The sequence below is a fragment of the Paenibacillus rhizophilus genome (genome assembly GCF_003854965.1).
GTDB lineage: Bacteria > Bacillota > Bacilli > Paenibacillales > Paenibacillaceae > Paenibacillus_AQ > Paenibacillus_AQ rhizophilus.
Genome location: NZ_RQPI01000009.1, coordinates 152069 through 174504, shown reverse-complemented (window position 1 = coordinate 174504; position 22436 = coordinate 152069). Strand labels below are relative to the sequence as shown.

General features: G+C 50.7%; 14 protein-coding genes and 1 pseudogene. All 15 read right to left on the bottom strand.

The annotated features are described in order from the left end of the window. Positions 1-20: 20 nt before the first annotated feature. A pseudogene (locus tag EH198_RS25500) lies at positions 21-638 on the bottom strand (DEAD/DEAH box helicase family protein); the annotation flags it as partial. Between the two features lie 838 nt (positions 639-1476). Further along, positions 1477-1941 carry a glycosyltransferase family A protein gene (locus tag EH198_RS16250; protein ID WP_124696562.1) on the bottom strand — a complete coding sequence of 155 codons (465 nt, stop codon included), beginning with the start codon at positions 1939-1941 and terminating at the stop codon, positions 1477-1479. A 93-nt stretch (positions 1942-2034) separates the two neighbouring features. Next, positions 2035-2757: a response regulator gene (locus EH198_RS16245; protein ID WP_124696561.1), complete on the bottom strand. Its 723-nt coding sequence runs from the start codon at positions 2755-2757 to the stop codon at positions 2035-2037. Between the two features lie 4 nt (positions 2758-2761). Then, positions 2762-3922 (bottom strand): sensor histidine kinase, encoded by a 1161-nt coding sequence (locus tag EH198_RS16240; RefSeq protein ID WP_124696560.1) that lies wholly within the window; start codon positions 3920-3922, stop codon positions 2762-2764. 56 nt (positions 3923-3978) lie between these two features. Further along, positions 3979-6711 (bottom strand): stalk domain-containing protein, encoded by a 2733-nt coding sequence (locus tag EH198_RS16235; protein WP_124696559.1) that lies wholly within the window; start codon positions 6709-6711, stop codon positions 3979-3981. 230 nt (positions 6712-6941) lie between these two features. Beyond that, positions 6942-8144 carry a methionine adenosyltransferase gene (gene metK, locus EH198_RS16230; protein ID WP_124696558.1) on the bottom strand — a complete coding sequence of 401 codons (1203 nt, stop codon included), beginning with the start codon at positions 8142-8144 and terminating at the stop codon, positions 6942-6944. A 222-nt stretch (positions 8145-8366) separates the two neighbouring features. Beyond that, a complete protein-coding gene (locus EH198_RS16225; RefSeq protein ID WP_124696600.1) occupies positions 8367-8639 on the bottom strand; it encodes an alpha/beta-type small acid-soluble spore protein in 273 nt (90 codons plus the stop codon). A gap of 153 nt (positions 8640-8792) precedes the next feature. Then, complete coding sequence (locus EH198_RS16220) at positions 8793-9377, bottom strand: hypothetical protein (protein ID WP_124696557.1); 585 nt, start codon at positions 9375-9377, stop codon at positions 8793-8795. A gap of 78 nt (positions 9378-9455) precedes the next feature. Further along, positions 9456-12290, bottom strand: coding sequence for an S-layer homology domain-containing protein (locus EH198_RS16215; RefSeq protein WP_124696556.1), 2835 nt, complete (start codon positions 12288-12290; stop codon positions 9456-9458). Between the two features lie 485 nt (positions 12291-12775). Next, complete coding sequence (locus EH198_RS16210; protein ID WP_124696555.1) at positions 12776-13117, bottom strand: hypothetical protein; 342 nt, start codon at positions 13115-13117, stop codon at positions 12776-12778. Positions 13118-13291: 174 nt separating this feature from the next. Continuing rightward, a complete protein-coding gene (locus EH198_RS16205) occupies positions 13292-16930 on the bottom strand; it encodes an S-layer homology domain-containing protein (protein WP_124696554.1) in 3639 nt (1212 codons plus the stop codon). 198 nt (positions 16931-17128) lie between these two features. Then, the gene (locus EH198_RS16200) at positions 17129-18256 is read right to left on the bottom strand and encodes a glycosyltransferase family 4 protein (protein ID WP_124696553.1); all 1128 of its coding nucleotides are present in this window, start codon (positions 18254-18256) and stop codon (positions 17129-17131) included. A gap of 113 nt (positions 18257-18369) precedes the next feature. After that, the gene (locus EH198_RS16195; RefSeq protein ID WP_124696599.1) at positions 18370-19071 is read right to left on the bottom strand and encodes a WecB/TagA/CpsF family glycosyltransferase; all 702 of its coding nucleotides are present in this window, start codon (positions 19069-19071) and stop codon (positions 18370-18372) included. A gap of 63 nt (positions 19072-19134) precedes the next feature. Next, positions 19135-20322 (bottom strand): polysaccharide pyruvyl transferase CsaB, encoded by a 1188-nt coding sequence (gene csaB, locus EH198_RS16190; protein ID WP_124696552.1) that lies wholly within the window; start codon positions 20320-20322, stop codon positions 19135-19137. Next, entirely contained in the window at positions 20298-22364 is a 2067-nt protein-coding gene (locus EH198_RS16185) for a DUF5693 family protein (protein ID WP_124696551.1), read from the bottom strand. The genes csaB and EH198_RS16185 overlap by 25 nt, the downstream gene beginning before the upstream one ends. Between the last annotated feature and the right edge of the window lie 72 nt (positions 22365-22436).

Below are 22436 nucleotides of genomic sequence, written 5' to 3'. Positions count from 1 at the left end.
CGTGTGTAGTTTGGTATCTATGGTAATGCATCCAGCTCATCGATAATGACCAGATCGAATCCTTGGTAGAACCGCAGCAGCTGATGCGTAGTCGCGAGGGCCAGCCGGCCCTCAGCCCAGCGGTCCCGGCTGCCGTCGTAAAGCACGGCGATGCTCTCCGCCGGGAACGCCTTAGCGAGGCGCGGCGCAAGCTCCAGCACGACGTCGCGCCGCGGCGTCGCCACGAGCGCCCGCCCGCCTGCGGCGAGCACGGCTTCAAGGAGCGGGAAGATCATCTCCGTCTTCCCCGCTCCCGTCACCGCCCAGAGCAGGAACCGCTCGGGGCGGCCGGAGGCGGAGCCCGCACGCGGCTCCGCGAGAAACCCCAGCGCAGCGCCGGCGGCCTCCGCCTGCGCCGCGCTTAAGCCCCACCGGCGCTGCAGCCCGGCGGGGTCCATGGAGGCCGTGCCCCGCACGGCCGGAAGCGCTGCGCCGCGCAGCAGCAGCGCGCAAGCCCGGCTGCGCCCCAGCGCGAGGCAGGCCTCGCAGTAGGCGCAGCCGGCCAGGCCGCACGCGGCGCAGGCCGTGCGGCCCGTGGCGGCGCTGCCGCAGCGCAGGCAGCGCGGGTGAGCGGGCGCGGCGGCGAAGCGCCGCGCAAGCCTGCCGCGCAGGGCCGGCAGCCGCGCGGCGCTGGCGAGCATGCTGCCCGGGCGTTTCACTTGCCCGGCACCTTCCCTGCGCCCCACTCTTTCGGCACCTTTCCTCCATCCTATTCGCCCAGCGCCTTCCCCTCCCCCTCTTCCCGCTCCCCCCGCAGGCTGCGCCCCTACAGCAGCCTCCAGGCGAATCTGCCCCTGCAGATACGCCAGCTGGGCCGCGCTCCGCCAGCAGCCGAGCATCTCCGGGCAGCGCTCGGTCAGCAGCGCTTCCATTTCGGACTCGAGCAGAGAGCGGCCCCGCAGCGCCTTGGCGATCCAGTCTGCATAGTCCAGCAGCTTTTGCAGAGATGGCAGATCCTGTCGACCCGCAACAATCGGCCCAGGCTCTTTTCCCATGACGCTCACACTTCCACCGCCAGCCCGCAAAATATCCTGCTCATTATCCAGCTCCGTTTCCAGAACCGCCCGCGCATAGCTTGTCCAAGCCGCTTCGCTCCATTGCTCCATCTCCCTCCGGTAAAAGAAGCTCGTCCGCAGCTTTACCGCCCAGCCCAGCGGCAGGGACGCTCCGAGGAATATCAGCTTTTCTGCCGCAGGCGCCTCCCCGCTGTCCTCCCGGTTTAGGCATCCCTTCCACCACAGGGCATCCACCCTTGGATCAATGGAGAGATACGCGCCCCAACTTTTTCTTTGTTTGACCGTATATACTGCAGCTCTCATGTGCGTCTCTCCTCTTCATTTCAAACATCCACACAAAAAAGCACACTCCCCCACATTTAGGAAAGTGTGCTTCACCAAGAACTCCGATATGGAATTGAATCCATTAATCGATATTGTATTACATCCTGCCGCGCTTCGATTGAAATCCCCTGCTTCCTACAGCCTGCATGAACGGCAGCGGAATCGGATGCTCCGGCAGCCTCAAGTCAATCACGGTATCTTTATCGCCCCAAGGTGGCTGCGCTTTCCGCTCTTCTTGAAGAGGGCCGTCCTCATCGCGCGACATCCGTACATCCAGAGAACAACCGCCGTCCCGCAGCCCGGAAACAATCCGCAGCGTCCCGTCGCTTGAGCCGTCGTCCATAAAGGTTACCCGCAGCCGCTTCCCCGTCAGAAAAGACTGGAGCGTCATCGCGCGGATGATCCCCTCCACTACAGATTCATGATTGCGGGCAATCAGAATGTAGTGAAGCCATTTTCCCGTCTCACGGGCCGCCTGCATCTTTTCGCGGAATTTAAGCGCATGCACGCACATTACCGCAGATGCATATACGGCTCCAATCCAGATTAGCTGGGCCATCATGGAGATGCACCTCCTCTTATACCAACACTATATGCCGGCAAAAGAGAAGAGGTGACTTGCGCAAAATTTCGGATACGCGCTTTCGGGGCTATTTTACAGCGTTACCCAACCGTATTTGATCGAATTGATAACCGCCTGGGTGCGGTCGTCAACCTCCATTTTTTGCAAAATGCTGCTGACATGGTTTTTGACCGTCTTTTCGCTGATAAACAAATATTCGCCGATCATCTTGTTGCTCTTTCCTTCAGCCATCAGTCGCAGCACCTCGGCTTCGCGGCGGGTCAGCGGATTGTTGTCCCCTGCCACGAACTTGACTCCCGCTTCCTTCACTGAAGTTTCCGCAATCGCGCCCGTTTCGTTCAGGTAAGTCATCCGCCGAAGCTGGTTAATCAGCTTGCCCGTCACTTTGGGATGGATAAAGGCATGCCCCTCGCAAACCGACCGGATCGCATTGATCAGCGACTCGGCTTCCATATCCTTCAGCAAATAACCGTTGGCGCCTTTTCGCAGCGTTTCGAATACGTAGCTTTCATCATCATGGATGGACAAAATAATCACTTTGACGTCGGGGAACATTTCCCTCAATTTTTCCGTCGCCTCCACGCCGTTCTCAATCGGCATATTGATGTCCATCAGCACGATGTCCGGTTTAGTCTGGTTGCAGAACTCCAATACCTGTATGCCGTCGCCGCACTCGCCGATGACCTCGATATCTTCCTCCATATTCAAAATACGTTTGAGTCCTTCTCTAAACAGCTGATGGTCGTCAGCCAAAAGCACTTTAATGGGTGTCTTGCAGGAATTCAGGTTCTCCATTACATTACTCCTTTCCCTTGTCCACGTTCGTTGGAATATGGATAATGATTGCGGTTCCTTGGTTCTCGGCAGATTCAATTTCCATTCTTCCTTCCAGCAGTTCCACGCGTTCACGCATCCCAACCAGTCCAAAGCTCTCCCTGTCGATCTGCTCTTTTTTCATTCTCTGTACGTTGAAGCCTATTCCATTATCCTTAACAACAATTTTAATCAACTGTGCCTGATATGTAATTTCCACCAATACGTAGCTGGCACAAGCATGCTTTGCCACATTGGACAACGCCTCTTGAATAAGCCGGTAAACGGCTGCTTCCATAGCTGACGAAAGGCGGTGTTCCTTGCCTCTTGTTTCAAAAGAGGTCCGAATTTTAGTCTTCTCCTCGTAGTCATGAACATACTTGCGCAGCGTGGGAATAAGTCCCAAGTCATCCAATGCCATCGGCCGCAAATTAAAAATGACTTTACGCATTTCCTCCAGGCTTGAACGCACCTGTCCTTTTAAATCTACTATTTCGTCCTGTACCAGTCGAAATTCCTGCTTCACGAACATTCTTTCCACAATTTCCGTCCTTAGCACCAGGTTGGCCAACATTTGAGCGGGGCCATCATGGATTTCGCGGGCAATCCGCTTGCGTTCCTCTTCTTGGGCCAAAATAATTTTGAGACCGATGATCTGACGGTTTTTTGCCGATTCGACAATTCGCGTTACATGTCCCAGTTCGCCGGTCAGATACTTTAAGACCACACTCATTTGCGAGCCGATCGATTCCGCCCGCTCCACCGAGTTCTCGACGCTTCGAACCCGCTTATGCAGCTCATCGCGTCTGTTTCTCAGATAAGCTTCTCTTTCCCTGCTCATCATAAGCTCAAGCTGGAGCTCCGTCGCCTTCTCGTAGGCAATTCGGATATCTTGTTCTGTATAACGAACAAAATCACGGCTGACCTCCGTTAACCGGATACGTGACCGGCGGTAATCCACCTCCAGCTTATCCACCTTTTGCAACGTTTCATCCGTCTCCTGCCGAACCTGGTGCAGTTCATTGTTGAGATTTGCAAGCTCCTCGCGGGCAGCTTGCAAAATCTCAAAAATCTGATACTTGCTGTCTTCCATTACGTCAATCGTATTCTTGATTACGCGGTCAATGGCATCGGTTTGGAATTCCACGGACAATGGCCCCATTTCTGTCGAATCATATAAAGGCACGCCTTTATATTAACATATCATGATTCGATCGTTACGGTCTTCGTTTCCTGTTCCCATTTTACGGTGAGTCCAAGCTGCTCGGAAACTAAACGAAGCGGGACTAAAGTCCTCCCTTGTAGGAGTAAAGGCGCTACTTCTGCGCTTTGCCGCTTTCCATTTAGGACAAATTCCTTCTTGTTCACAGTAAGGTCAAGCGCTTTGGAGCCACGGAGCACCATAATCTTCCGGGTTGCCGGATCCCAGGACGCGCTGCCGCCAAAAGCGTCCAACACATAACGTATCGGCACATAGGTTGTTCCGTTCTGAACCAGCGGCGCCGAATCAATGGCTTTCTTCGTTCCGTTTACCGTTAACGTCTTCTGTCCGATCGTCATGGCCGCCGTTCCCGTAGGCAATCCCGCCTCACTGGACAGCGAAGGCATCGTGAAGGAAATGTTGTCAAATGCCACAGTGCCGGTCTTGGCCCGTTCATCCTGCCCTTCCTCGACGTTGACGACATACATCCGTTTTAGCGTTACCGGAAACTTCATTCCTGAACCTGATAGGTCGATGTCCAATGTCTTCCATCCGGTCCAGTCGATCGTTTTGGCAAGATCTACGTAGACCGTCGCTCCGCCGGCGTCCGTAAATTCGGCGCGAAGCCAATTCAGACTCTGATCTCCCATCACATCAAGCGACATCGAGGTTGCCGCCGCCGGAACCGATTTGCCTGATGCGCCGTTGAACTGGGCGTAAGCGTACATTTTACCCGTACCCGCCGTCATGTCATAGCTAAGAGACAGCACCTTCGACCCGGCGTGATCGCCACTGCTGGTGGTGATGGCAGCTGTGCCCTGAACGCCCGAGGCATTCGTTGTAAAAGCGACCGGATAGGCCACATTTTCAAAATCCTCCCATGGGACTGCCGCAGCTGTCGTCAGAACAACCGCCGTGCTGAACCCGTCGTAACGCGCAATGGCGTACCCGGTCGTCACACCCGGATTCACCGAATTCACGGTCAGCTTGCCGCCCTGCACGCTGCCCTTGAAGCCGACAAACTCCCATTTTACCGCGGAATCCGGCACGCTGATGGAAGATCCGTTTTTCGCGGCCGCGGTAATCGGCACTGCAATCTCCGTCCCCGCCTTCAGCGGACCGGTTTCCGTTCCCGCCGTCAAACGGGTCAAATCGTCGCCGCCAAGCACGGTAACCGTCGTAGAGGCGCTTACCGACCCGCTGGTCGCGGTCAGAGCAGCCGTGCCCGGCTTCACCGCCGTAGCCTCGCCTCCGCTGACGCTCACACTGCCGCTGCTTGATTTCCAGGATGGATTGCCGGAGGCGACGTCAATCGGATTGTAATACGTATCGTAGCCTTTCAACGAATAGGCTGCTTTCTGGCCAATCAGCAGAATGCTGCTGCCGCTGATTTTGATTCCTTTAACTTCACCCTGCGGCGCGGTTGTATATACGCCAAGCCCATTCACAATGCTGCGCTGCTCTGTGCCGTATTCCGTATCGAACGTGAGGCTTGTCTCGGTTTCGGCAAGCGGCCGGTCGACCATTGTCGTTGAACCGCCGCCATCCAGGTTAAGTCCTTTATATACGCCGACGCTCGTCATAAAGGACTGCAATTCGGACAGGGACATCCCCGAGCTGCTGTCATTCTTCTCCACCGCGACAATGTAAGCGTAGCGCCCGTCCTCGGAATACCCAAGCGCCGTTCGTGCACGGTAGCCGCCGATACTGCTGACGGAACGGGAGAATGCTGCCGCTTTGCCTTTATCGACCAGAATCGTATGCCCTCCGATCATCATCTGCAGACTCGCCGGATCGACGGTCTCGCCCGTTGTTGCCGAGCGCAGCGAGCAGGCCATTGCCAAAGGCTGTCCGACCTGCAAATGATCGGCGACGAACTGTGCAGCCGTTCCATGCGTTCGCAAAATAAAGGCCCCCGCCGGCACAGTGATCGGCAGCGCGGTATTTCTAGCCGAAATTTGAGTAATGATTCCATTTTCGACAAGCACTTCGGTTGGGGAAGTCGAGCTGTTTTTCGGGCGATCCAGCGCTGTCCAAGCATCCGTATAAATATACGCTGCATTGACATGACTGTAAGTGGACGCTCCGCCTTCCGGATTGTATGCCCCTTTGTTGATTCCCGCTAAAGCAAGCTGCGAGCCGTCCGCCGCTGTGACCGTTCCCTCGAACGAGAATTGGTCAATTATCGGCTTTCTGTCAGTCGTTAGGGCAAAAGCATAAAGTCCATTCAGCTGTGATGGAGTCGATACCAGTGTCCCCCCGGATACTTCGCCACCAATCGGCGCACCTTCGCCGCCGGTATTGAAATAGTCCCCGTTCACCGCCGCTACCGCGCCCGTCTCTTTGGCCATCCCGCCGGTGCTCTGGCGCGTGGTTAACTTTCCATTCTTGCCTGTCATGACGTCAATGGAAACGTAAGGATTGTTCAGATCAACGCGGACGATATCCGCCAGGCCAGTTGCTTTGCTCCCGGAGCGCGTTACGGTATATTTATATTTCAGCTTCGTGGCGCCCGAAGTAATGATTTCTTCACTCACTTTGGTTGCCGTGAACGTGGAAGCGGCCTCCACTATTGAAGAAGATCCCTGTTGAAACAACGGCAGCTCGCCGCCAATTACAGGCATGATCCACAGCACACCCGCGAGTGAAGCAGCCACCCATTTAGGGGCGACGGATTTCTTATTGCTCCCTGGTTTATCTTTTCTAGTCTGGTTCGACGAACAACTACTATTCATTCACAGTAACTCTCCCATCCACATTTATTCCCCCACCGCTTTCCGCCTACATAATTAATAGACTAAGTTTTACCGAAAAAGTTACGAAATTGACATAAAAAATGTTCTTTCATAGACTTCGGGCAAGCAAAAAGGCCTTCCGTATGGAATCCGTTCATTAAGAACTTCTCCACACAAAAGGCCCTATTCTTAAATTTCCCGTAAGATGAAATCCATCTCGCTTGTTAAAATTACAGACCAGCCTGCTCCCTGAGCAGCGCCGCTTTGTCCACACGTTCCCAAGGAAGATCCAGATCGGTGCGTCCGAAATGTCCGTAAGCAGCGGTCTGTTTGTAGATCGGTCTGCGCAGATCCAGCATGGAAATAATTCCGGCAGGGCGAAGGTCGAAGTTGCCGCGCACCAGCTCGACAAGCTGTTCTTCACCAATCTTACCTGTGCCGTATGTATCGACGTTAATGGAAACCGGGTTCGCTACGCCAATTGCATAAGCCAGCTGAATTTCGCATTTGTCGGCAAGACCAGCGGCTACCAGATTTTTCGCTACATAACGCGCAGCATAGGCAGCGGAACGGTCGACCTTTGTCGGATCTTTTCCGGAAAAAGCGCCCCCGCCGTGACGGGCATAACCACCATACGTATCGACGATGATTTTCCGTCCGGTCAGCCCGGCATCTCCCTGCGGTCCGCCAATAACAAAGCGTCCGGTCGGATTGATGAAATACTTGGTCTCTTTATCCAGCAAGCCATCGGGCACCACCGGCAAAATGACATGCTCCTTGATATCCTTCTGGATTTGTTCCAGTGAAATTTCCTCCGCATGCTGTGTGGATACGACGATCGTATCAACACGTACAGGCTTGTCATCCTGATACTCAATCGTAACCTGTGTTTTACCATCCGGTCTCAAATAATCCAAAGTGCCATTTTTGCGAACTTCGGACAAACGGCGGGCGATTCGGTGGGACAAAGCAATCGGAAGCGGCATCAGTTCGGGCGTTTCATTGGTCGCGAAGCCGAACATTAATCCCTGGTCCCCTGCGCCAATATTGGCCGTTTCTTCAGCAACCTGAGCAGGGTCGCGATGCTCCAGCGCCGCGTTAACCCCTTGGGCAATGTCCGCGGACTGCTCGTTAAGCGAAGTCAGCACGGCACAGGTATTGTAATCAAAGCCGTATTTGGCGCGCACATATCCGATATCCTTAACTGTATTCCGTACAATGGCCGGGATATCCACATACTCCGACTTCGTGCTGATTTCTCCAATAACGAGAACTAGACCAGTCGCTACCGATACCTCACAAGCTACGCGCGCGTAGGGATCGTTGGTGAGGAACGCATCCAGAACCGCATCAGAAATTTGGTCGCAAATTTTATCCGGATGTCCCTCTGTAACAGACTCGGAAGTAAACAAATGACGTCCTTTAATAGGCATGAATCCAACCTCCTATATAATAGGTAGAAACTGCTCAACCAGTCCCCATATTCGATCTCATTTTGCATATAAATTCATATAAGTTCACTACTTAACCCGGCAAAAAAATCAACCTTTTCCACATGGAAAAGGTCGGTTTTCCTCAAAAGTCATATTAACTTATTTGCGTGGCAGTGTCAATCAAAGCCCCTCTGTTACATGCCTGATTGTCACCCTTCTATTCTATAAGAAAAGGGCTTGCTCGGCCTGCTTGACGAGCCGCTTCGTAATTTCACCGCCAACAGAACCATTATCCCGGGATGTTATATGTCCGAGATAGGGGGTCCGGGATGTTGCTGAAACTCCTCCCAGCGATCCCAATTCGGAAGCAAACTCCGTATCCGCTCCTGCTCCAGGAACGGGACCATAAAGACCAAATTCGGCTGCAATTTCGAACTTCATCTGCTTCAGCATTTCCCGGCTTTCAGGAACAACCGTGCGATTATTGCGGGCCATGAACTGCACCTCCTGTATAGTTGTATAAGTTACAGGATTATTGTGTGCAGCCATCTTTCTTTCAGTCGCAGTAATGTTTGTTGGTTTTGGCAGTATAAAACAAATCAAATCTGCCAATGCTTTTATAAATGCATCCCTGTGTCAACTAGTTGGTTACTTTAAAGTATGCCCGCCTCTTACCATAACAACTAATCCAAGGGTTTGACCGTCTTGTACGGCAATTCCGCGTCCATCCCTTGGAAAGGATAATAAATGGTTGGATGGCGCTGACTGGCCATTCGTTAAATCAAGGCCGTCTGTCAGATCGGCTACACCGTTTGAATCCTGAGAATAGATCACGGCCTTGCCAGCTCTAACAATAAATTCGGCTCCTGCAGAGGCGATTAAGGTTTGTCCCGGCTTCACATCCACAATAATGCTATCATTGCCGCTTCCCGTATTAGGTGCCGGAGATGCAGTGGCTGTTGCTGCTGGTTTCGCAGTGGCTGGTGTAGAAGTGGCCGCTGCAGTTGGACTGGGCGACGGGGATTTGGTGGCAACCGGAGACGTTACTATGCCACCCTGAAGCACTTTTTGAATCTGCTGATCCACGTAACTCTTGGTAACTACAGGATCATCGGCAGTTCCCGGCTGATTTCCGACATCAGCTCCTTGCGCCGTATTGCTGACAATTGAACCTGCCCAAATACCGCCTGCCAGCAGTACAGCGGCAAACGTTATTTTCCAAAGCGGCTTCATGGAGTTCCTCCTTCTAATGTAGGTATAAAAAAAGAATAGCCTCCGAAGAGGCTATTCTTGCTTCGGTTAGGAAGCTTATTATTTACCGGAAACCGTAGTTCCCTTAGTGATGTTGTTGCCAGCTCCGTCAACGATAGAAGTTGTAGTTTCATCCTTGACAGTTACAGTGATGGTGTAAACGTAGCTTGCAGCCAGGTTCAGGTTGCCAGCAGCATCGCCAGTGTAAGCGATGATTTCGTCTGCTTGAATACCAGCTTCTTTACCGTTCTCAACATAGAGGACGGAGTTTCCGCTGTAGTCACCCTTAGCTACCGGTACGTTCAGAACCCATTTCTTGCTGGAGCCAGTAGTTCCGCCTGTCAGCTTCTCTACGTTAGCAGCAGAAACTTCTACTCCGTTAACAACAACCTTCAGATCGCCAGCGTCCACTCCGCTAACATCCTCGGAGAAGGTCAGGATCAATCTGCTGGAGATGTCGGAAGATACTGCGGCAGAAGACAGAGTCGGAGCCACGCTATCAACGAAGTTTTTGATTGTTTTCACTACAGGAACAATAGTGTTGCCTGCAGTATCCTTGATACCGTTGATCACCAGATCTTGATCATCGGCCGAGGAGATGGAAGCAGAAGGAATGTACAGCGAAGCTGTTACATTAGTTGGGTTGCCTGTTCCATTGTAGCTAGTTGTGATGTAAGAACCTGCTGGAAGTGCTTTGCCACCCAGAGTGTAGTTGTTAACATCACGTACTGTGGAAAGGTTAAGGCCCGTTGTATCATATACATCGAACGTTACTCTTTGGTCAGTACCTACCACTACAGCATTACTGATGTTGTTAGCACCTGGTTTGTCGGTATCAGTTGAAGTCGTTGTCGTAATAGTTACAGGCAGAACAACTGCAGCGTTGGCATTCTTAGCAGCTGCTTTATCTTTAACCAGACCTGCTGGCAGACGCAGCGTGTAAGATCCGGCAGCCAGACCTGTTACATTCTTAAATGTAACTGTAGCGCCATCAACAGAGTAAGTGCTGTCGGAAACAGTGAAGCCATTTGCAAATCCAGTTGCATCGGAGATCAGCGTGATAGCATTTCCGGCAACAGTTACGTCTTCGGAGAACTTAACTACCAGACCAGCGCTTCCGTAAGTAGCACTTACTACTGTAGGAGCAGCTGTATCTTTAGTGAAGGTAACAGCTTGGGAATACGTGCTTGCCAGTGTATTGCCCAGGGAGTCACGGATGCTCGTTCCGAATACGATCGTACCAGTGAATGTGCCGCTGCTTGGGAACGAGAATGCCGGAGCAGTCAACGTGTAAGTTTTGGAATCTTTTTTGGTTACGATGAATGCGCCTTTGCTTTCGCCATTAGCGTCCAGCAAGCGGATGCTGCCGTTCAGGGAAAGCTGATCAATGCTCTTGTTGAATACAACTTTAACTGTGTTTTCGCCTGTTACCGTTACACTTGCTACCGTAGGAGCAACAGTATCGGAAACAACCGTTACAGTAGTCTTAGTTGGGTTAGGGGAAATGTAGTTGCCTGCAAAGTCTTTAACGTTAAGCAGGGATACGTCATAAGTTTTGCCGGCTTCCAGCGTACCGGTAGTCAGTACCAGTTCATCCAGGGAATCGCCGTTAGCAATGCTATTCACAGCAGCTCCGTTAACATAAGCGATAGTACCCAGAACTTGTACTGGTTCGCTCAGTTTAACCGTTACTTTGTTTGTTGTAGCTTTAGCTACTGCGGATACCGAAACAATAGCCGGAGCTACAGTGTCGTCAACATTCAGCAGTTGTGTATAAGCCGGGATTTTCTCTCCAGCTGTCGTCTTAACAGCGTCAGTCAGCGTGAAGGCATATTGACCGTCAAGATATTCAGAACCAGCAAGAGTAATAGTTGCGTCCGTACCATCGGCTCCAATAACAACGTTAGCGATGTTAGGAGTTACTGCAGGTGCGTCGCCAAGTTTGGTCAGGCTAACTACGCCGTCAACCAGAGTAGTGTTGCCATATACCGTTTCGGTAATAGTGCTAGCGTCAACCGGACGGTTGAATTTCACAACGACTTGCTTGCCGTTCGGAGCAGTTACGGAAACTACTTTCGGAGCAGCCAGCGTTACTTTCGCTGTGTAGTCATGACCGTTGTAAGTAAAGTTGATTGTTTTTTCAACGCCTGCAACCAGAGCTTCGGTCAAAGTAACTGTAGTCGTTGCTTTGTCGGAGAAAGTTACGAGCACGCTAGTCGGGCTCAGCGCTTCAGCAGATGCAACCACTGGAACAGTGGACAGGGTGCTTACAGCATAAGCAGTTTCAACTACCAGGGAACGAGTAGCGTTGCCTTTGAAGTTCGTGCTAGCTGCTACCAGGCCTTTGTTGATTACAGCTTGAGCATAACCTTTAGCCCATGTCGATGCGTTGTTGTCGGTAGTAGTAGGAGCTTCCAGTTTCAGAGCGCGGAACAGTACTGTTGCCACTTCTTCAACTGTTACTTTACCGTTATAGTCGAAGATACCTTTTACAGTATCTTTACCTTGCATCAGGTTAGCTGCAGTAACAGCTTCGATGTAAGGAACTGCCCAGTTCTTCGCGTTGTAACCTTTGTCTTTGTAAGACAGTTTGTTGGTTACTTCAGTCAGGTTGAACAGTTTGGTTACGATCTTCGCGAACTCAGCGCGAGTCAGATCTTTTTCCAGATGTGCTTGGCCGTCCGGATATCCGTTCAGGATACCTTTCGCTGCCAGAGCGTCGAATTTAGCTTGCGGGGTTGTTGCAGTTTCACCAAATGCTACAGAGGCAAACATCGAGAATGCCATTGCTGTAGACAGTGCTACGGACAAAATTTTCTTCATAACCTTTTTTTCTCCTCCTTGAACATTCATGAACTGAGATTCTTGTTTAGTTGGGTAGCTCATGTCACTCATTAGCCGATGCACCCCCTTTCCCGAGTTGAGCAAGTTAAGTATAAATGATGTCTGTGACGGGTATCACAGAAACTGGTAAATGAATTCAAGGCATAACAATACTAGATTCCTAATTCTACCTTAGTATTATACAATGTGCCTTAAGTCACGTAAAGCTAATTTTTCCAAGTGGTCTAACTAGCTTTACAGTCATTAATCCAACAATCCGCTGTTGTAATGACTCTACATCTTTAACGCAGTAGTTTCTCAAAAGTTGCGGTTCACTCAAAAAAAACTAAAAATATATTTTCCACCGAACTCCTATTAGATGAACCTCTTATATGTAATTCAAACTATTGTTAAACTTGTGCGGCTACGGAAGGCAGTTTATCACGCTCTTGATTCGATGGTCATTAAGAAATATTTTCTAAAGGGCTGCTAACTCATATCGATTATCCCCACAAAATAAAATGAGCGCCGAAATCCGGCGCCCTGAAACTACATAGTTATCTGATTTTCATGGAAAGCTGGATCAGTTCCTGCCGTTTTTCAGGGCTGGAATTCACATTATTATATAGAGCATCAATGGCCTCACGGTTCTCTCGGTAGCTTTTCTCATGTTTAATCGTGGAGTGGGACCAGTCAATCAGTGCGTTTTCCGCAATCACAAGGTCATTGTATGCATCATGGAATCCAGTCGCTTGAACAAGCTCTTCCATAACCTCCTGGGTAATTTCCTGAAGCGCGCGTTTCGCCTCAATTTCCTTCTCCATTATTTTTGCTGTATTCTCAAACTTGTTTTTGGCTTTCATGTAGTCAATTTGGGCTTTTGATAAAATCGGTTTCATCTAGCGTTCTCCTTCTTGCTTGAGTGTGTACTTTCACCTTCTTACGTCATTGTAACGTAAAGTACGCCACATTTCAAAGAATTGTAATTGGAAACTGCATAACAGAAGCCCCCCTCCCAATATCGGGGAGCAGAGGCTTCCGTTGCAGCTTGCATCCAAGCATTTAACAATGAATTACAGCTTCTTCATTTTCACCATCATTCGGTATGCCATTCCCGCTCCGTCGGCCCGAGTGAATTTCGCCTGCGGATCAAAGCGATAGGTTACTTTTTTCTGGCCTGCAACAAGCTTATTAGCGATTCCCGGGATAACTCCGGCTTTGTATACCGCCAAAATAGACGGCACCGAATATTTGGATACAATAGAGCCACTATCGGTAAACTGCTTTTGTAGTGTGGCCAAATCTTTGTCAACCGTGCCCAATTTCAGGTTCATAGCTCTGGCGATTATAACCGCAGCATCCTCCCGGGTTAGCGCACTATTGGGAGAGAATACTCGAGGAGCGGTTCCTTTGATCAGTCCCTTCCGAACTGCCGTTTCGATATAGCGGTAATCCCAAAGAACATTGCTGCTGATCGGAACGTCCGCGAACGTCATTTTTTGTTGGTCGGCTTCATAATCCAATTGAATACCCATAATCTTCACCAGCATCGTTGCAAATTCGCCACGTGTCATATTGTCGTATACACCAAACTCATTATTGTCTTTGGGATTCAGAATCCCTTTTGCCAGAACGGTTTCCAGTTCATTTTTCAGTGTAGGGTGAGCGACAATATCGTCGTAGCTATAACGCAGTCCCATGACGGTGTAATAGCCGAACCCATCAAATCTGGCGGTAATGGTCTTGCTGCCTGTGTTTACAGCTCCCCCCATATTATACCAGGTTCCGTCTACGTTTTTCCAAACTGACAGATTAGATGCCGCAGCATTGGCTATCGACGAATCATATTTCAAAGTAATGGTCCCTTGCTGTGTAGGCTCCATCCACTTTCCTTTATGCCCGGAATAGAATTCGTTTCCTACCTTGTAGGGATTAGAAGCCACGACAGTGTTGTAATCGTTCAAAGAAGCGCTCGATACAAAATAGCCGGGATCGATCCAGTAGAGATTAGACGCATAACCATAGTGTACTTTGGGCGTCAGATATGTGGTTGCCAACGAGTTGGCGTTAACTGGCGTAATCTTCCCATCCTTATATTCGAGAGTTGCACCGCTGCCTTCAGTTTCACCCACGCGATTATACTGCTTGACCGTACGGCCGTCCTGCTTGTCAGCAATACCGAGCAGAATATACTGTTCATTAAACAGATTAATTTGGGGGGTGTTGCTGCTTCCCGGCTGAGGCGAGGCGTCCCGCAGCATGGTGCCCTTCGGGAAATTCAAGACAACCGAATTCTGGAAAGCGTTCAGTTTGCCGGAGGAATTCAGCGTCGTCTTAAACTGTGCGCCCTGCAGCACTTCATCCGAATAGGTGATGCTGAATGAACCATTTGTCTTCTGTGTGCCATTGGTGATTGTAAACTTGATCGTATTAACGCCCTTCTTCAAACCCTTAAGCTCGGTCCTGAAAATATCCTCCTTACCTTTAACAAGCGCAGTCTTGCCGATAACAACGCTATCAGCGCCTTCTGCCTGAATGCTTACATCCACAAAGTTCTGCTTAATTACGCTCTCGTTCGGAAGCAAGGGCGACAAAATTTTATAAGGCGGCACCTCGCGTGTAATCTGCAGAGCCTGTGAGACAGTCGAGGTTTGCAGCCGTGCCGATATGACGAAAGTCCGGATTCCCGTAGCCGGCAGACTCTGCGCCTTCAACGTGAATACGCCATCCCGAACTGAAGGAGTCAATAACTGACCCGGTGTTGTCGTACTCCACGAAACGCTCCAGGCTGTGCCAGTCCAGCTTGCCTTCAAAATCTGCGATCCATCAACGGTAATAACAATCTCATCGGCGTTACCCGTCGTGAACTGGATATCCGCGTTCTTTTGGTTGGTAGTATATTGGAGCTTGTCCGTCTCGACAAACAGTTGGCCAGAATCAGTTGTCTGGTCATCTGGGTTAACGGGAAGCGGAGTGACATCTACCAGTTTTGGCAAGTTGCTCGAGAATAAATATACGTTGACACTGGAGGTTACGGGCACTCCATTGGCCGTTCCTGTAATCGTAATTTTATTCGCTCCTTCCACCAGGGAATAGAGAGCGTTGCCGGTCGTAGCAAAGTTAAATGTATTCGTTGTCGAATCAACTGTCAGACCCGTCGTGGAGCCATTGATCGAGATTTTCAGCGAGCCCGTATCCGTCGGCAAGAAATTGATAAGCTTACCCTGGACCGATGTGAAATCACTTGCGTTGGTAAATACCTGGTTATTGTACAGATTGCTGATCTCAATGTAAGGCGCTGATACATAGTTGATCGGAATATAGCGGCTGTCTTTATTGGCCCCGCTGCCTACAGTGATATGAAGCGTCTGTTTGCCGGTAGGCAGGCTAGTGATCTTGAATACCCGATAACCGCCGTCATTACTCGTATATGCCTGTTGTGCAAGCACTGGGCTGGCCGTCGAACTGCCATCCGGAATTGTCGTCAGCGATATACTGCTCAAAGTCGTCGAGTTGGTATCGCTTGTTTTAACAAGCAGCCACAACGGAAGTTGAAACAAGCTGGTGTTATCGCTGAATGTTCCCGCAGAAGTATAAGATACGGCCGTCGTACCAGTTACAGTGGGACTGTAAACTTGCTGGACATCCGTAATATATGGCGTTGTGCTGTTCCGGAATTTAAAGTCAACGGAAGAGATGCTCTTGCTGTCATAGCTTCCATTGAAATAGATTGTGTAATTACCATTACTAGTTAATGTATGATCCGTCGTACCCGTATAACCAAAAGTAATAAAGTTACCGGAGGTGGTCGGAGTGCTCACCGTCGCCGCCTCATTCAGAGCAATAATTTCACCGGTATCCGTGTTCTTGAGAGTGAAGGTAAGTGCGGTCAGGTTGGAGACCGCCGTATCCGGAACTGCGAAGGTGATGGAGCCGCTAAGCTTGCCTGTAGCGGAAGAGACGACCCCGCCCGTATCAACGGCTGTTGAGCCAATCTTGGTGTTGTACGGAGTCCCGGTTCCCGTAGGAGCATAGATCACCTCGCGGGTTACAGAATATGTCCGGGTTCCGCCATCCGTTGTCGCCACGAATGTCAGCTTATTATATCCAGGATTCAGCGTGTAATCGGCGATGACAAAAGTTGAACTGCCGCCGCCATACATCTTCGAAGAATTGAGCATGACCTCAGAGGCGTTCGGCGCTTCCAGCATCACTGTCAATCCTTGTGTATTTACCAATGTAGGCGCACTCTCGTTAAGAAGACTTCCATCCGGCAGAGCTATGTTATAAATCGCAGGCACATTGGAAAAATTGACGTAGGCCTCGCTGCTGACCATACTTCCATCCGATGTAGTTCCATATAGGGTAATCCGGTTAAGACCCTGAGTCAGTTGGACATTGGTAAACGAAAAATACTTCTCGTTCGTAATCGTTGGCTTGACATCGGTGCCATTAGCACCAGGTACCACTGTTCCGTTAATTAAACCATCCACTTTATAGTAGATACTGTCAGCAGACACACCATTAAAGGTCCCCTCGACATCAACGGTGCTTGTATTCACAGATGTTGGTGAGTTCTGGTCCGTACTGAATTTGGTAAAGGTAAAATATTGCCCTGCAGCGGCATATGCCGCTCCCGATGCCGAAAGAGTCGACAGCAGGATTACAGCCGCCATGACGAAACTGCCTATCGACTTGATTCTGTTCTTCACGTATGAAACCTCCTACTGCTATATTGGTTTGTGGTCTAGGACGTGACATCTCCCGTGCTTCATCCATCCTCTTTTATTTTATCGGCGAACCTCAATCTATTAATTAGCAATTAATTAACAGAACAATAAAAAACCTCATTCGAATGAATGAGGTTTCAGGAATTATATAAGTTCGTAAAAGACGCTTCATTATATATATCAGGATTTTGAACCTTTTTCCGCGCTCACTTTCATGAATACCCGGGAAAGGAAGCTCAGCAGCGGTTTCTTGGTTTGTCCAACCAAGCCGATAACCTCGGCGCCAATCTGCAGGAAGAAGAGCATTACACAAATGACTACGAAAGTAACCCAGTTCGCTTCATACAGAGCGGAAGAGGATTGAATAACGGCCAGGATTCCGAAAAAGCCTGCAATTCCGTAAATAATGAGCACCGTCTGCCGATGGCTGAATCCAAGCTCACGGAGGCAATGATGCAGATGGCCTTTGTCCGGAGCAAAAATCGGTTTCTTCTGCAGCTTGCGGCGAACGATCGCGAAGAACGTGTCCGACAACGGCACACCGATAATAAGCAGCGGCGTAATAAAGGAAACGACGGCGATCTGTTTGAACCCGAGCAGTGCCAGCATGGCCAGACAGAATCCGAGGAACAGGGAGCCCGCATCACCCATAAAGATTTTGGCCGGGTGGAAATTGAAAAAGAGAAAGCCCACAATGCTGCCGAGGAGCAGCAGACAGAGCATGGCAACCATCACATTACCCATCAAGAAGGCCATTGTAGCAATAGTTGCAATAGCGATACCCGAAACGCCGGCAGCCAGCCCGTCCAATCCGTCGATCAAATTAACGGCGTTCGTGACGCCGACAATCCAAAAAATCGTAAGCGGAATAGCGATCCAGCTCTCAAGCGAAGAATAAGTATTGTTAAAAGGAATATTCACAAAGTCCACCGTAATGTCAAAGCCGAACACTACGATGCAGGCTGCGGCAATTTGACCAAGCAGCTTTACTTTGGCCGATAACTCAAACTTGTCGTCAAGTCCGCCAAGCAGCACAATAAGACCGCCGCCGCTAAGCAGCGCCTTAATAAAATTAATATCCCGTGTGGAAAACTCGTAAGGAACAAACGGCGATATGGCAAGCAGTCCTAACACAAACGCCAGAAAAATACCCAAGCCTCCAAGGCGCGGCATTATTCTCGTGTGCACTTTGCGGGCATTAGGCACATCCGTGGCGCCAATAGCAAGAGCGAATTTCTTGACAAGCGGCGTCAAGCATAATGCAAGTCCCATGCATACGATAAATCCGGCGATGTATATGATTAACATTGGTCTAGTCAACCCCCATTTCTCTACCGCATTGAATTATACTCTGTTCCAAAAACAAATTCCAATTCCGTTTTCAGGCGATTTTCGATATATATTCGAGGAAAATCGGCGTTTTATCCGTTTTTTGTGACTCTATCTCTCTCCCGTATCACTTTTACTGCGAATTTCGGCAGCGCAAGCATTCTTTTGTACCTGGTCGGTTCTTTGAGAAGACGGTAAAACCACTCCAACCGCAGTTTTTGGAACGCTAGAGGCGCACGCTTCGTTTTGCCGGAAATGACGTCAAAGCTTCCGCCGACCCCCATCATAACCGGAATGCCCAAACGCGATTTATGCTTCGCAATCCAAGGTTCCTGGGTATCCGCGCCGCGAGCGACAAATAAAAGATCCGGTTTTGCTTCAACGATCGTCGCGATGACTTCATCATCCTCCGCCGCACCGAAAAATCCATCGCGAAAACCGGCGATCGTTATCCCCGGATATTGCATTTGTAACCTACTTGCCGTCTCACGAATCACTTCGGGAGTCGAACCAAGCAGATAGACCCTCCAGTGATAGTGTTCTCCCTCTTTCATCAATTCATGTAGCAAATCGTATCCGGGCACTCTTTCCTTGACGGGATTTCCGCCGCGTTCGGCCGCCCACACCACTCCCGTGCCGTCGGGAACGACCAGCTCCGCGGAGACCATGATCTCCTTATAAGCCGGATTTTCCAAAGCGGCCATTACCATGATCGGATTCGCTGTGATCACCTGATGCGGCGTCCTGGAATGTATGGCTTCAATTAAATAGGAGATCGTTTCCTTCATATCCATTTTGGACACCGGTATGCCAAAAATCGCTACCGTAGGCAAAGCGCCTGCGTGTTTCACTATAAATCACCCTTTATGGCTTAAATATTCAACAATTTGCCGGGCCGGAGCTTCCGCTTCATGGATTAATGAATCAATCCGCGATTCCCGCTGCCCCCGCCAAGCGGCTCCGTCCTTCAGAAGCCTGACAATCTCCCCGGAAAGGGTTCTGCTGTCCAAGGAAGCCGTTGTGCCGACAGGACGGCAATCGATACGGCTTAAAAAATGATCGATCTTGGGATCGTACGATATTCCGAGCAGCGGCACGCGGCGTCCGGCGGCATAAATGAGGCTGTGCAGCCGCATACCGAGCAGCACGCTGCACGCTCCAACTTCGCGGAGCATTTTCTGCGGATGGTCGGCTTCTTCGCTCAGGCTTACAACGCTTCCGCTTTCAGCGATATCGCCAAGCCTGTCCATGCAATATTTCGACGCTTCGGTATCGGAAGGAAGATGAAACGGCAGAAACCGCAGGTGCACCGGAAGGGTACGGCATACCTGCCGCAAACCTTGGGCGATAGCCTCCAGCTCCCGCCGGTCCTTCTCCCAGTAACGCACGGAGACACCGACGATCGGAAGCTCAGAACTCCTGAAGCCGGGACTGGCGCCAGAATCTGCTTTAGCTCCATCCGCCTCGCGAGGCTGTCCCGCCAACGCGCTGCTGGGGGCTGTTTCTTCCGGCAGGGTCAGACCCATGACGGGATCCGGCACAACCTGCACATCGGCCTGCCGAAGGCCCATGGACATAAGCAATGCCCTGGATTGTTCATCACGTACGGACACATAAGCACATTTGCGGAATACCGATTTGATCATCGGATGGAACCATTTCCGCTGCACCGGCCCGATTCCTTGGGCATATATGAATGTCGGCTTGCCCATCCATTGAGCAAGCTTGATAATGCCGAGATAATACGGAATGGATTTGCCGCTTGTTACATCCTGCAGCAGGCTTCCTCCGCCGCTGATCAGCCCGGAGCTTTCGCCTATAACCCGTCGGACCTCAGCCAGCTTCATGCGGTGCACCGCTTCAACGCCGTAAGTAGCGGAAGTCCATTCCGGATCGATGGATAGTACGACCGGTTTAATGGATATACCCGCCGATTCAGATTGGCGCTTCAGTGCAATCAAAATCGATTGAAGCACCGCTTCATCTCCGCTGTTGCGGAAGCCGTAGTAACCGGACAACACTATTTTTTGAGCAGGGGCAGCCATCGTTTCCAACATCCTTCCGCAATTTGCCACACGATTACCGCGATCACGCCAAGGATAAGACCCAGGCCAAGCCCAAGCAGCCCACGGACAAGCGAAATCAGAACAGGCGAATGAATATGCGCGAACGTATCCACCATAGACAGTTGGCCGATTACGGCAACAATCATAAGATAGGCGGCGTTCCGGTATTTAAGGGCCAGAAAAGTTCCAAGAATAAACACAGGATGGGCAAGCAAAAATTCCTTGCTGCGCGGCCGCACGCCGAAGACATTTTCCATAAAGTTCCGGAAGGCCAGCTCATAGGAACTGGCGGTGCCGCTGTTCCCGGTGCGACTTAAATAGTACAAGCCGATTATCCCCAGCACCCCGGCCGCAACAACCATGGCCAGCGTGATAGGCGTTCTTAACAGCTTGCCCGTTTTATTCAAGACGAACTCGCCCCGGTACAGAAGCACATAAATGGCTACAAGCCCGATCGGAGCGATATGCAGCAGACTGACACCTCGGAATTGGTTTAACACCAGGCTGTAAGTAATATTATTCAGCAGCGCGATAACGAACGGCACCGCGCTGAGTGAGATCAAGGCTGTCTTTACGTACAAAACAAGACTCTGGACCAAGCGTCGCTGCGGATTCATAACTCCCTGCACGGAACCGGGGATGCTCCCCCGAACCGTTGTCGCTCCCTGAACGGCCAGCGGCGGACCCGATCTATTGATTTTGCGAATGGCGAGCACCATCGCTACTGTCGGCGCGCTGATGGCAACCGCAAGAGCAAGCGCTTGTTCAAACAGCACGGGCCTCACAAGCAGCAGTCCCGCGCTTCCGATAAGACCAAGGGTCCAAGCCAAAAGCGTCAGCCACGGAACGAAGTAAGAGATCATCAGCGCAACCATCGCCACGGCTCCGATGACGGCGGCCAGCTTGAAATAACGTTGGAACGGTGAATCTACTACATCAAAAGCAGCAGCTTGTCCCAGCGTAAAGCCGTTGTCCTTGATCTTGTCCACTGCCCCGCCCGGCTCACTCAGACTGGTAACCAAATTGTCCACAGAGTCGTCGATCTGCGCCTTGGCGGTATTTCTCGTGGGGGCGGTGTTCAAGTACAGCATGCGAATATTGCGGTCCTTGGTCGCCAGTGCGAAGCGGTCGGCAATAACATCCGGTTTCAGCGTTGAATCGTTCTCGCTCAGTGAGTACAACCGGGTCACATTGTAATCGAGCAAAAATGCAAGCTTGTTGAACCCTTTTTGCTGCTCTTTAAGATTCTCGATGGTGGCTATGCCGATGCCGTTTTGTTTCAGCAGCTCAGCAAAGGAAGCAATACTCTGAAGGTCCTCATTGTCGTTAAATCCTTTGACCGAATCGCCCTCGAACAGGATTCGCTTCACATCAAGACTTTTAAAACGTTGGATTAGCCGATTCATCGCTTCTTCATTATAGGGAAGGGAATCCACAAGCCGGGGAACGATATGGAATCCCTTGTCATGCAAAGTTATAAGCGTAGATTCGTCCGGAGCCATCGGCTTCAACAGCGCATCTTCCACCGGAGTCTCAATAATCAAGCCCTGTTGGCCGCGAAAGTTCCAATCCTCCGCCCTAATCCCAAGATCGCTGAACGTATCCCGGATCGTGGGCGCAAGCGCCTCAGCGTTAGCTTTGCTTGTAAAAAGCACATACGTATAATTCTCGTTCTCCGGAATGACGCTATCCGTTAAGTTGGCGATATCCTGTGCGCCCCAATACATGACGCGACGGGCTTTGCGATAATCCTCAAGCGTATTTTCATATACAGCCATACTTTGTACACCGGCTTCTTTAAGCCGATCCAACTGCCGGGATATGTAGTCCTGCGGGTTGGCCCGGTAGCTCGCGGCGTCCACGAGATCTCGGTAATCGAATACAATTTCCACCGTCTTAGATGATTTCTCAGTCTGCAAACGGTCGTAAACAACAGGCAAAGCCGCAATCAGGCCAATCACAACCACGATCCAGAGCCATTTCCGGGAATTCAGGTTCCAACGCTGCCATTTGTGCTGCACCAAAAGCTCCTCCTCTTTCCATAAACGAATCTCTTCTACAAAAGACAACCCCACAAAGTGAGGACTTGGCTT